Origin of the sequence: Maribellus maritimus, from assembly GCF_022267315.1 — a bacterium.
In the GTDB taxonomy this organism is placed as follows: domain Bacteria; phylum Bacteroidota; class Bacteroidia; order Bacteroidales; family Prolixibacteraceae; genus Draconibacterium; species Draconibacterium maritimum.
This window is the reverse complement of record NZ_JAIKLE010000037.1, coordinates 1-12,814: the sequence shown is the minus strand read 5'-3', so window position 1 is coordinate 12,814 and position 12,814 is coordinate 1. Positions and strand designations below refer to the sequence as shown.

11 protein-coding genes, 1 tRNA gene and 1 riboswitch are annotated in these 12,814 nt (G+C 38.3%); of the genes, 4 read left to right on the top strand and 8 right to left on the bottom strand.

The features are described from left to right. Positions 1–3: 3 nt before the first annotated feature. Together deoC and K5G00_RS23500 are read left to right on the top strand one after the other, a co-directional pair. A complete protein-coding gene (gene deoC, locus K5G00_RS23505) occupies positions 4–684 on the top strand; it encodes a deoxyribose-phosphate aldolase (protein WP_238768951.1) in 681 nt (226 codons plus the stop codon). Between the two features lie 75 nt (positions 685–759). Next, complete coding sequence (locus K5G00_RS23500; RefSeq protein ID WP_238768950.1) at positions 760–1,890, top strand: chorismate transformation enzyme, FkbO/Hyg5 family; 1,131 nt, start codon at positions 760–762, stop codon at positions 1,888–1,890. Positions 1,891–1,981: 91 nt separating this feature from the next. Here the strand turns inward: K5G00_RS23500 and K5G00_RS23495 are convergent, their stop codons facing one another. From K5G00_RS23495 to K5G00_RS23460, 8 genes are all read right to left on the bottom strand, one after another. Next, a complete protein-coding gene (locus tag K5G00_RS23495) occupies positions 1,982–4,429 on the bottom strand; it encodes a TonB-dependent receptor (protein ID WP_238768949.1) in 2,448 nt (815 codons plus the stop codon). Positions 4,430–4,472: 43 nt separating this feature from the next. Further along, positions 4,473–4,571: riboswitch (TPP riboswitch) on the bottom strand. 49 nt (positions 4,572–4,620) lie between these two features. Beyond that, positions 4,621–5,355, bottom strand: a complete 735-nt coding sequence (locus K5G00_RS23490) for an ion transporter (RefSeq protein ID WP_238768948.1) — start codon at positions 5,353–5,355, stop codon at positions 4,621–4,623. Next, positions 5,348–5,764, bottom strand: coding sequence for an acyl-CoA thioesterase (locus K5G00_RS23485; RefSeq protein WP_238768947.1), 417 nt, complete (start codon positions 5,762–5,764; stop codon positions 5,348–5,350). Before K5G00_RS23485 ends, K5G00_RS23490 begins: the two co-directional genes overlap by 8 nt. Before the next feature lie 3 nt (positions 5,765–5,767). Next, positions 5,768–6,847, bottom strand: a complete 1,080-nt coding sequence (locus K5G00_RS23480) for a glycosyltransferase family 2 protein (RefSeq protein ID WP_238768946.1) — start codon at positions 6,845–6,847, stop codon at positions 5,768–5,770. A 9-nt stretch (positions 6,848–6,856) separates the two neighbouring features. Further along, the gene (locus K5G00_RS23475; protein WP_238768945.1) at positions 6,857–7,333 is read right to left on the bottom strand and encodes a hypothetical protein; all 477 of its coding nucleotides are present in this window, start codon (positions 7,331–7,333) and stop codon (positions 6,857–6,859) included. Between the two features lie 155 nt (positions 7,334–7,488). After that, positions 7,489–8,286 carry an inositol monophosphatase family protein gene (locus K5G00_RS23470; protein WP_238768944.1) on the bottom strand — a complete coding sequence of 266 codons (798 nt, stop codon included), beginning with the start codon at positions 8,284–8,286 and terminating at the stop codon, positions 7,489–7,491. 32 nt (positions 8,287–8,318) lie between these two features. Continuing rightward, the gene (gene mtaB / locus K5G00_RS23465) at positions 8,319–9,623 is read right to left on the bottom strand and encodes a tRNA (N(6)-L-threonylcarbamoyladenosine(37)-C(2))-methylthiotransferase MtaB (protein ID WP_238768943.1); all 1,305 of its coding nucleotides are present in this window, start codon (positions 9,621–9,623) and stop codon (positions 8,319–8,321) included. Between the two features lie 66 nt (positions 9,624–9,689). Next, a complete protein-coding gene (locus K5G00_RS23460) occupies positions 9,690–11,024 on the bottom strand; it encodes a PhoH family protein (protein WP_238768942.1) in 1,335 nt (444 codons plus the stop codon). Positions 11,025–11,128: 104 nt separating this feature from the next. On the opposite strand from K5G00_RS23460, the gene K5G00_RS23455 reads away from it, so the two are divergent. Beyond that, positions 11,129–12,424: a bifunctional folylpolyglutamate synthase/dihydrofolate synthase gene (locus K5G00_RS23455; protein WP_238768941.1), complete on the top strand. Its 1,296-nt coding sequence runs from the start codon at positions 11,129–11,131 to the stop codon at positions 12,422–12,424. A 100-nt stretch (positions 12,425–12,524) separates the two neighbouring features. Further along, positions 12,525–12,599, top strand: a tRNA-Val gene (locus K5G00_RS23450). The last annotated feature ends 215 nt before the right edge of the window (positions 12,600–12,814 follow it).

Genomic DNA, 12,814 nt, shown 5'->3' with positions numbered 1-12,814 from the left:
AAAATGTATACAAAAGCACAGGTAGCAAAAACTATAGATCACGCAGTTTTAAAACCCGAGTTTACAGACGAAGATTTAGTAAAAAATGCCGAAATGTGTAAAGAATATGGCGTTTTTAGTATGTGTGTGCGCCCATGCGATATAAAAAGAGCGAAAGAATTATTGGAAAACAGCGATGTAAAAGTATCGTGTGTTTTGAGTTTTCCACATGGTGCCGATGCGATAGTAGTTAAAGCATTTCAGGCTAAACAGGCAATTGAAGATGGTGCTGACGAAATTGATATGGTGATGAATATTGGGAAGTTTCTGGAGGGAGATTACCACTATGTTGTGGAAGATATTGAGGCGGTTGTAAAAGTTGCTCATGCCAAAGGAATTTTAGTGAAAGTAATTCAGGAGAGTGGTTTTCTAGCAATGGAACAGATAGAGAAAGCCTGTGAATTATCCTTTATGGCAGGTGCTGATTTTGTAAAAACATCAACCGGTTTTGGGCCAGGAGGTGCAAAACACGAATACATCGATCTGATGATAAAAACGCTTGAAGGGAAAATGAAGGTGAAAGCATCGGGTGGAATCCGCACCTGGGATGATGCAGTGGCCTTTTTGAAACAAGGTGCCGACAGGTTAGGGATTGGCTCAACAGAAGTGGTGTTGAATGGCGGGAAAGCAGAAGCAGATTATTAATATTTGTGATTTTCACGTTTGATATTTTATAAAATTCATCCATCTTTGTACACCTTTTGAGAAAGTGGAATAAGAATGTATTTTTTAGACGGGGGACGACTATATATTAAACCGGAAAATGGTTGTAAGTTACTGGAAAACCAGATTCAAAGTTGTTTGCAACAAATCAGGAAAATTAATTCAGGGAAACGGATATTTAAACTGAATTTTTTTGTTGATACCAGTTCTAAAGAATCATACGATACGCTAAAGGGAAAAGTTAGTCAGGAGGTTCGTAAACAGTTTTCTGAAAGTATTTTACTTAGTTTCTTCGCACAACCTCCGTTAACCTGTAAAATCATTGTTGAAGCTTTTTTTTATGATTATACACTTTGGAATTCAGAGTTTGTTTCCAACGGGGTTGGCAGTGCTACTTTGTTTCAAAGAGATAACACAAAGGTTCTGGTTGGCAATGTTCAGGCGAATCTTGGACGAGGATGTACAGAAAATGCAGAACGCGCTTTTGCCGGACTAACAGAACTATTTTCCGAATTCAATTTTTCTGTAAATTCAATCATTCGCCAGTGGAATTATTTGGAAGATATTTTGGGCTTTGATGACGATAGACAACGTTACCAGGAGTTTAACAATGTACGCTCCGGATTTTATGCTGATAATTTTAAAGAGACCGGCTTTCCTGCTGCTACGGGAATTGGAATGAACAGAGGCGGTGTGATAATCGAATTTGTTGCATTAAAGTCGGATAAAGCAACAACAAAACCGGTAGATAATCCTGAACAGATTGCAGCTCATCATTACAGTAAAGATGTTTTGGTAGGCGATGAATGTATTTTGAAGGCGACTCCAAAGTTTGAAAGGGCAAGGTACCTTGAGTTATTTGGGAAAAAGATGATTTTTATCTCGGGAACTGCTTCCATTATTGGAGAAAATACGGTTGGTGTTGGTGACCCTGAAAAACAGACAGAGGTTACCATAAAAAATATCCGGCGTTTGTATTCGGCTGAAGTGCTGGATAAAATGTCCGATGAGAATCTGGCTGCCCGTTACGGACATGCACGTGTTTATATTAAAAAACGGCAGGATTTCCATGCTATAAAAAGAACATTTAAACAGTTTTACGGAAATCTTCCTGTAGTATACATCATTGCCGATATCTGCAGAAATGATTTATTGGTTGAAATTGAAGGAAAAGTAATTATTGAATAGCTCCTGATTCAAAAATCCTTTGTGCCAATTCTGTTTCTAATAAGGTCAGATTTGTTGCCATTGTATCCACAAAATCGGCACAAGGGATCATCTAAAATTTGAAATCTATGCCCAACATAAAGTGTGTACCTGCCTGAGGGAAGTATCCATCTTGTTTAAAGCGTTCTCCTCCCAAATAGTAGGAATATACCCATGCATTAGACTCATATTCTTTGTTAAAGAGGTTATTTACCATAATATGAAGTACTATTTCTGTAAACAGAGGAGTTTTGAAATTATAATCCACTTTCAGGTTATTTATGAAATAGGCATCTAAAATCCGGTCATTGTTTGATGTATTATCAATGTACTGTTTTCCCACGTATGAAGAAATGAAGTTAAAATTTAGATTTTTGGCCGGACTATAAATAAATTGGCTGTTTCCGTTTACATGGGGTGAAAAAGCCAAGTCAGTAGTTCCGAGTTCGAAAACACGCTGATCTGCCGGAGGTGTATCCCAGTCGTCAACGTGTTCGGTGAAATTCTTAATTTTATTTTTGCTTAGCGTTGCATTGATGTTCCATTGTAGCGAACGTTCTATTTTCCAGCCAGCCTGTAATTCAAGACCTGCACGATAACTTTTATCCATATTGGCCATAATAGCGCCGCCAACATCGTTAATTTCGCCCGTTAAAACCAGTTGGTTTTTATAGTTCATGTAATATAAATTTGCCCCGGCTGTAAAGTTTGAAGATTGGTAGTTATATCCCAGTTCCAAATCGAATAATCTTTCATGCAAAGGTGTCTCCCCGGCATCAGCATCTACAAAATTATCGCGATTGGGTTCGCGATGTGCAACGGCAAATGAAAGATAAAGTTTCTGGTTATTGGCCGGTTGGTAAAGTACTCCCAATTTAGGGTTAAAAAAATCATAATTGTGTTTCTGTGTTATGTCTGTTAAATCATCGTCAATACCTGCGATTTTATAATTGATGTGTCGATATTGCAAATCAACGTATATGTTGAATGTCTCTGTTATTAAATAGTTGAATTTTCCATAAATGTTAAAATCTTTTTTTAATCCGTTTCCGCGGTACCATTCATAGTTTGGAGCTACATTCCCTAAGTACTGAGCCCAGATTACATTTCCAAAGTGGTCACCGTCATAGGTATTCCAACCACCACCTAACGTGAAATCAGCTTTTTCTTTTTTGTGATTTAAAGCAAAAACAACTCCGTAGAAATCGTTATCAAGCCATTTACGGTTAACCAAATCGGAGGAGAAAATAGTATCATTTCCAACTATCGGGTAGGGAATATTATAGTCTTTTTTTAAGTCTTCATCATATTTGAAATTTTCGTAATACCCGCGTCCATGGCGGTAGTGAAGTCCGGTATTGAGGTATAAATTCTCGCTAAACTGGTGCGAAAAATGGAGGTGGTAGTAATCCTGCTGGTAGTGATCTACCTGATTTTCGTAAGTGTAGTAGTTATAAGTCCGGTTGTCAGAGTTAATCATTTCCTCTGTTTGTTTTTCAGAATAGAGCCAGTGGTCAGCATAACGTTGCATACCTTCCATGTCGTTATTTAATCGGACCGAGGGAACTCCCCACCATGATTGATAAGTTTCTTCAAATCCGGAAAAAATATTCAATTTCAGGACTGATTTTCCAGTATAATAACCACCCGATAAAAAGAATGACTTTAAATCGGAAAAAGCACGGTCGACAAAACCGTCGGACGAAACTTTTGAAAGACGGGCATCAAAGGTGAATTTTCCATCTATCAGGCCTGTTCCTGTAGAAACGGTGTTTTTGAAGGTATTAAAAGAACCTACTGCAGTTCTGTATTCAGCATAAGCATCTTTCTGAAGTGTGTTGGTCTGTAAATCGATGGTTCCACCAAATGCAGCTGCCCCGTTTGCAGAAGTTCCTACACCACGTTGAATCTGAATATTTTCAAGAGAAGAGGCCAGGTCAGGAATATCTACAAACCATGTTCCGTGGGATTCAGCTTCAGAGATCGGAATTCCGTCGATGCTGACATTTATCCGGTTTAAATCAGTTCCACGAATACGGAAGTTGGTGTAACCTACTCCGGCTCCGGCGTCAGATGTTGTAACAAATGACGGAGTCAGCTGAAGCAGATAAGGAATGTCCTGCCCCAGATTTTTACTTTCCAGCTCTTCCTGTGTAACATTGCTGTAGGTCATCGGGGTTTTTTCTTTGGCGCGGGTGGCAGAAATCAGAATTTCATCTGTTAAAACCATGTTGGGCTTTAATTCAATAAGAATGTCTTTGTTTCCGTTCAGATTTACCTGAACTTCTTCGGTCTCAAATCCTATAAAAGAGACTTTGAGATGATACGTTCCCTTTTTTAAGTTTCGGAATAAAAAACTACCATCTTCATTTGTGGAAACACCGTAAAAAGTGTTTTTAATAACAACGCTTGCCCCGGCAAGCGGTTCATCATTTCCTTTTACAACGCCATACAATGTGAATTGTGCGAATGTTGCAAACGTAATCAACTGCATCAGTAGCAGTAAACTTACTTTTTTCATGTTAAAACTTAATTTGGTTAAAAAACTAACCAATGGAGCGGGACGAATCCCTTTTTGCCCTCCCTCCGCCGGTACTAACCGGATCAGGTTCTGTGGGTATGATCTCAGCCCTAAATATTTTTAGGCACCCCATTGCATAAATATCGGGTCAAAATTAAAAAGCTTTTTTGAATTCCGCAAAAGAAGAAGACTTATTCCTGTTTTTTTTGATTTTTCTCGTCGCGGGTTTTGGTAAGTGCAGATGCAATCAAACCGGTTGGTACAGCCACAATTCCCAAGCCTATAAAAAGCATTACTGAAGTAAAGATTTTTCCACCAACAGTAACCGGATAGATGTCACCGTAGCCGACTGTTGTCAGTGTTGCTACAGCCCACCACAAACTGTGAAATATGGACGCGAATACCTCAGGTTGTACCGGGTTTTCAAAATAATAAATTCCTACAGATGACAGAAAAAGAAGAAAAGACGAGAGAATCATAAACAGAACCAATTCTTCTTTTATTGAAATAAAGGCCCGGGCCATGTGTTGAATTGCTTTACTGTAACGTAAAATTTTAAAAACGCGGAATAAACGAAACAGACGCAATATTCGAATCGACCTTAAATCAACACCAAAAGTAAGATAAAAAGGTAAAATCGCCATTAAGTCTACAACTCCGTAAAAACTAAAAATGAATTTAAGCTTCTTGTCTGAAACAAATAACCGAAGCAAATATTCAATGGTGAAAATAATAACAGAGGTAATTTCAAAAATGCGCAAGAAACGATAAAATTCGGCTTCCTGTCCGGGCAGCGTTTCCAGTGAAAAGGAAATGAGCGAGAGAATGATAAGTGCCTGAATGGAAAGATCAAACCATCTCCCTTCGGGAGTTTGGTTATCTTCAATAATAATTCGAAGTTTTTCTTTCCAATGTATTTTATTCATTCACCAGATATTTTTCAAAAGCCTCCCGGTGTTTATCGCTTAAACGAGCAGGTTTCATTGTCGCCATATTGATGAATAGTCCCTTTTGCCAGGCCGACGCGCAAAGTTCATCTTTCTCGTTGTAAAACCGAAACTCCAGAATTGCCGACGCATTGTTTAGCTTTGATACCCATGTTTCTATATGAACCGAGTTGTGTATAAAAAACGGTTTTTTATATAAAATGTTCGTTTCAGTTAAAATAGGAACAATTCCTTCGGTTCTTGTCAGGTCGGTTACAGGAATTCCCATGGCTTCCAGTAATTTTACTCTTCCGTTTTCTAACCATTGTATGTAAATGATGTTGTTTACATGGCCAACAATATCAATGTGATAGGTGTAAACTTTTTCTTCGTATACGAGTTTGTTCATCGTCTAAATATGTCTGACTTTTGTTTTATTATTGTTTTGTCCGAGTTGAGATTCAAAATTTAATTCTGAGAACTTTCTTTTCCTTTGAATAAAAAAATTCCACATGATGCTTTTGTCATAAACTTCATTGTGGTCTTTTACAATCATTTGCAGCTGAACCATTTTTCGCTTCTTGATCAGTTTTGGAAGTTCTTTGTAAAAAGCGACATGCGCTTTAAACACTGCCCAGAATTCACGGAAATTAAACCCTGCAATAAATTTGATTGCCGCTATTCCGTCCAAAACCATACGCGAAAGGAATATTCGTTTGAATTTGTATTTCGGTAGGTTTTTAAACATCATCCAAAGATTGTTTCTGAAGTTCAGGTATATTTTTTTGGGGCTTCCATAAGAAAGTGTTCCCCCCCCCAGATGAAAAACCACACTTTCGGGCTGGTACCATACTTCGTAACCTAAATTTTTGAGTCGCCAGCACAAGTCGATTTCTTCCATATGTGCCCAAAAATCAGCGTCCAAACCACCTGCTTTTTCGAATGCTTCAGCTTTCATAAACATACACGCACCGCTGGCCCAAAAAATGGGAGTAGCTCTGTCATATTGTCCAAGATCTGCTTCCATTTGGTTGAGGATGCGTCCCCGGCAAAAAGGATATCCGTATTTGTCGATAAAGCCACCTCCTGCTCCGGCATATTCAAATAAGTGCGGTTTTTCAAAACTCAATATTTTAGGCTGGATTGCAGCAATTTTAGGATTTTTTTCAAATAACTCGATACATTTACTTATCCAGTTGGGAGTAACTTCTACATCAGAATTCAACAAAATAAAAACATCGGCCTTAATTTGTTGCAGCGCCAAATTGTATCCCCTGGCAAAGCCGTAATTTTCAATTAACTGAATGATTTTTACAGATGGGAATTTAGTCTTTAAAAGTTCAATTGAATTGTCGGTGGAGCAATTGTCAGCCACATACAATTTCACATTTTCATCGGTTGAATTTTTGATTACGGAAGGAAGAAATTTTTCAAAAAGAGTAGCACCGTTCCAATTTAAAATTACGATGGCAACTTTTTTTATCTGAGTCATTTGTAAATTTTAAGTAGTAAGGAGTTTCGCAACGGTTAACGCGAGGTTCTCCTTTTCCAATTTTTCAAGAATAATGGCAATTTTTTCTGTTTTTTCCGGATCTTCCGATTTTTGCAACGCTTCAATTTCTTTCACCTGTTTCCCTGTCAGTTCATCCTGGAGCAGTTCCCATACTTTTTCCTGTTCTTTTTTGTTTTCAGGTAATCCCAGGCTTTCCAGCTCCGCCACGGTTGCCCTTAAAATTTCGTCGGCCTGCATACGCACCGGGTCTTTGTCTTTTGTTTTTCCTGCGGCAGCCGTATCGCGTAAACTCCAGCTTGAGTAATCGTAATGTAAATCCTTAATCATTTTTATTTTGGAACTGTCTTTGCCAAAAATACGTTCCAAAAAAATCAGTGTATGATTTTTCCAGGCTTCCAGGTCGAAATTTTTTTCATCGAGCCGGGTGATTTGTTCTTTTAAAAGGGCAATTTCTTTTTCGGCCATTGTTTGATTTATTGTTGATGGTTGCAATTTACAAAATCTATGTAAAATTGGTTCGATTTTACCGTTTTAAACCAACTGTTTCAAACGATTTACTTTGTAACACAAAATATAAATCTCTGTTCTGTAAAGGCTGGAAAAGGAACACTGCCAAAAAGTTATTTTTTGCCCAGAAATTTGTTGATAATTTTGAAAAATTCAGAGAAGTAGTTGTTGCTGGCTGCGATGATTTCCCCTCCAAAAAGCCAATTATCCCCTCCGTTAAAATCGGTGATTTTTCCGCCGGCCTGTTGTAAAATAAAAACACCGGCAGCCACATCCCAGGCATGCAGTGCATGTTCATAAAAAGCATCGAACCGTCCGGCAGCCACATAACAAAGATCTACAGCCGCTGAACCTAAACGCCTTATGCCACGTGTGTTTTTCATCAGCTCTTTTAAGGCTTCGATATACAATTCTGTTTTTTCGAAATCATAATACGGGAACCCTGTTGCAATTAAAGTATCTTCCGATTTTTTTGCTGTAGCTACTTTTATTTCTTTTTCGTTACAATAAGCCGGACTTCCTTCCCAGGCGTAAAAAAGTTCATTGTGGGCAATATCAAAAACCACTCCCAAAACCATTTTGTTGTTTTCAGAAAGTCCGATACTTACAGAGTAGGACGGGACTCCGTGGATATAGTTTGTTGTTCCATCCAGTGGATCAACGAACCATTTATATTTTTCATTGGATGCGTCAGCAGTGCCTTCTTCTGCCACAAAACCAGCGTCAGGAATCAACTGGCGCAGCGCTTCAACGATTTGTTTTTCTGCATTTTTATCCACGTAGGTAACCAGACTGGCTACACTTTTTAATTCTACATCATCAGATGAGATTTTTTCGCGTTCATTGCGAATAAATGTACCTGCTGTTTTTGCAATTTCCTGAACCTGAAAGCAAAGCTCTTTATAATCCATATCTTTTTGGTTTGAGGCAAAATTAATTAAAATTACTTCGTTATTTCAACAGCAACATGACCGTTGGGAAGAATTGATTTTAATTTTACTTTTTTGAGTTTGTTTACAAATTCGTCGTGATATGCGGTTTCCACTTTTATGTAATTTTCGGTAAAGCCCGACATGTTTTCACCGTTTTTTTGCGACTCGAAAAGAACGGTTTGTTCTGAATCTAAATGTTTTTCATAAAACGCCCGTAGTTTTTTCTCGGAAAGATTAATGTACATTTGCGTTCTGCGTTTCCGGTCTTCCACTTCTACTACCCACGGAATTTTTAATGCCTGTGTACCGCTCCGTTCGGAATAAGTAAAAGCATGTAATTGCGAAATTTCGAGACCGTTGATAAAATCATAGGATTCCTGAAACAATTCCTCCGTTTCACCGTTTGTGCCCGAAATTACATCAACACCAATAAATGCATGAGGCACAATTTTACGTATTTTATGAATCCGGCGAGCAAACAATTCTGTCGAATATTTTCGTTTCATTAACGACAAAACTTCATCGGAACCCGCTTGCAAAGGAATATGAAAATGTGGCATAATTATATTTGATTGTGCCACCAGTTCGATAATTTCATCTTTTAAAAGATTGGGCTCAATGGACCCCAATCGCAAGCGTTCCAAACCTTCTACTTTTTCCAGTGCTTTTAACAGGTCAAGGAAATTTTCTCCGCTTGACTTGCCAAAATCGCCAATATTTATACCGGTTAGAATAATTTCGTTAAATCCTTTGGCTACTGATTTTTGGGCTTCTCTAACTGTGTTTTCAATGGTGTCGTTACGGCTGCGTCCACGGGCATAGGGAATGGTGCAGAATGAACAATAATAATCACAGCCATCCTGGATTTTTAAAAAACTACGGGTACGGTCACCCCATGAAAATGCTTTATGATAGCTTTTTATATTGGCCAAACGAGTGGTCTGGATTTCAGTTTTCTCTTTTTTCTTAAGATTTCCCAAATAGGCCGGAACGTGAAATTTTTCCTGTGTTCCCAACACCAAATCCACGCCTTCAATATGACCGATTTCTTCCGGTTTTAGTTGTGCGTAGCAACCCACAACAATTACCATGGCATCCGGATTTTTTTTGATTGCCCTGCGGATTATGTTGCGACTTTCTTTGTCTCCCTGATTTGTAACCGAACAAGTGTTAATTACATACACATCTGCTTTTTCTTTGAAATCAACACGATCAAAACCAACTTCCTGAAAACCTCCAGCAATTGTTGAGGTTTCAGAAAAATTTAGTTTGCAGCCGAGTGTATAAAAAGCAGCTTTCTTCCCCTTGTAATCCATCTCTTTAAAATTGAATCATTCTAAATAAAGTGCAAAGGTAGAAAAAAGCTGGGTACAGCAAAGCGGTTACAATAAGTTGCTTGCCAATTCTGCCAGATAACTGCGCTCGCCTTTTAAAAGGTTTATATGAGCAAATATATCCTGATTCTTTAACCGGTCGGTCATATATGCCAGGCCGTTTGATTTCATATCGAGGTAAGGCGAGTCGATTTGTTGTAAATCGCCGGTAAATATCATTTTTGTTCCTTCTCCCGCACGTGTAATAATGGTTTTTATTTCGTGTGGAGTCAGGTTTTGTGCTTCGTCGATAATAAAATACGAGTTTGAAAGACTTCGTCCGCGAATATAAGCCAGCGGCGTAATTACCAGTCTTTCTTCTTTTTGCAGTTCTTCTATTTTTTGATATTCCTGACTGCGGGGGTTAAATACATGTTTTATTACTCCGAGATTGTCAAAAAGAGGCTGCATGTAGGGATTTATCTTTTCGGATGCGTCTCCCGGCAGAAATCCTAAATCTCGGTTGCTCAACGCAACAATTGGCCGGGCCAGCAAGATCTGGTCAAAACTTTTGTGCATTTCGATGGCTGCCGCTAAAGCAAGAAGTGTTTTGCCCGTTCCCGCTTTTCCGGTTAAAGCAATCAGTTTTATTTCCGGATCCATCAATACATTTAAACTAAATGTTTGTTCGGCATTTCTGGGTTTAATTCCATATGCTGTTTTCTTTTCTACCCTGAAAATTCTGTCTGCTTTTGCATCGTACCGGGCCAAAACACTTGAATTATTGCCTTTAAAAATAAAACACTCATTGGCTTCCGGCTTAAATTCACTTTTGATTTCTTCGATAGCAAACGAGCCTTGTTCGTACAATAAGTCAATCAGTCGGTCATCAAAATTTTCTAATGTTGTTATTGTTTTGTCGAGAACATTTTCATCGGTAACCTGGTCGGTTTTGTAATCTTCCGACTGAATTCCCAGTGATTTGGCCTTCATCCGCAAGTTAATATCCTTGCTCACAAGAATTGTTTTTCTGTCGGGATATGTTTTGGATGCATAATCGGCAATAGCCAAAATACGGTGGTCGGGAATATCTTCACGGAAAGAAGCTTTTAATTCCTCTGAAAATGGCTTCCCTGTTTCAATTCGTAGTTTCCCCTTTCCTTTCCCCAGAGATTTCCCTCCGTTAAACAACTCGTCTCCAACGATTTCATCCAGCAGGCGGGTAAATTCACGGGCCTGAAAATTGATGAGATCATTGCCTCTTTTAAATTTATCCAGTTCTTCTAAAACAGTTATTGGGAGTAGAATGTCGTTGTCCTGGAACTGGTAAATGCAGGTGTGGTCGTGTAAAATTACATTTGTGTCTAAAATGAAAATTTTACTCTTGCTATTTGCGTTCAACATACTTTGGATTATGAATTTTTTAAATGTAGAAAAATTCGACAGATTTATATTTGACCAATCTTATTTTTAATAAACTTGCAGTGGTTAATAAAATTATTTTAACGTTGAAATATTCAGAAACGCTCAATTATTTATATACGATGTTGCCGATGTACCAACGAACCGGTCCGGCCGCATATAAGGACAATTTGGATAATACCATTTTGTTGGATAATCACTATAGAAATCCCCATGAAAAGTTTAGAACCATTCATGTGGCCGGAACAAATGGCAAGGGTTCTGTGTCGCATATGCTGGCGGCAGTTTTTCAGAAAGCCGGTTATAAAACCGGGTTGTATACTTCTCCCCACTTAAAAGATTTCCGGGAAAGAATTCGGATTAACGGAGTAATGATTCCGGAAAATGAAATTGTTCAGTGGGTGGAGAATTTTAGAATCAACAATGAATTGTGGAAAATTGAGCCTTCTTTTTTTGAACTGACGGTGGCTTTGGCATTTGACTATTTTGCACGTGGAAAGGTGGATATTGTGATTGTGGAAGTAGGTCTTGGTGGCCGGCTTGATTCAACAAATATTATCAGACCTGAAGTAAGTGTGATAACCAATATTGGCCTTGACCATGTTGCACTTTTGGGAGATTCAATTGAAAAAATTGCTGTAGAAAAAGGCGGAATAATAAAACCTGGTATACCGGTTGTAGTTGGGAAAACACAAAAAGAAACAGGGCCAGTTTTTATAGATATTGCAACGCAAACAGGTTCAGAAATATTTTTTGCTGATCAGGAATATAAAATTCTTTATTCAATGCAGGATTTAAGTGGAAAACAAGTGATGAAAGTTGAAAAGAACGGCGAAATGTTTTTTGAACAATTAAAACTGGATTTGCTTGGACTGTATCAGCAGGAGAACGTACCGGCAGTTTTAAAAACGATTGAACTGATGCAACAAAAAGGGTGGCTGCTTTCCGATGAAAATATTTTTGACGGTTTGTCTGATGCTGCTCAATTGACTGGCTTAATGGGGCGCTGGCAAATTATTGGCGCAAATCCTAAAGTTGTGTGCGATACAGCTCATAATGCCGATGGAATTTCACAGATTGTTGAACAAATTGAACAAACACCATTTGAGAATTTGCACATCGTATTTGGAATGGTAAATGACAAAGAACCTGAGAAAGTTTTACAACTTCTTCCCCAAAATGCAACGTTTTATTTTACCAAGGCAAATATTCCACGCGCGTTGGATGAAAGAATATTGAAAGCGAAGGCGGCCGGATTCGGATTCAATGGTGAAAGTTATTCTTCAGTGTTTGAGGCGCTTAATCAGGCAAGAAAAACAGCTGGAGTAAATGACTTAATTTATGTGGGAGGGAGTACGTTTGTTGTTGCAGAAATTTTATAGCTATTTTTTTATATTTTTTTTGCAGAACTGAAAATAGGTTTTATATTTGCAACGCTTTTCCGAAAGGGAAGCACGTTCAGAGAAACAGACAATATATTTTGGGAGCATAGCTCAGCTGGTTCAGAGCACCTGCCTTACAAGCAGGGGGTCACTGGTTCGAATCCAGTTGTTCCCACTTAAAAACCAAGAAGTTACATGTTAATTTTCTTGGTTTTTTTGTTTTGGGTACAACATAGGTACAACAAAATAGACCAATAAATACCGGCATATATTGCTACATAATAGATGGATTTTGAATGTTATTCAGCATTTCGAAGTCCAATACTGCTCAAACAGCGACAAATGCTACCACTGCAACAGCTTACCCTTGTTTTCATTTGCCTGATTAAG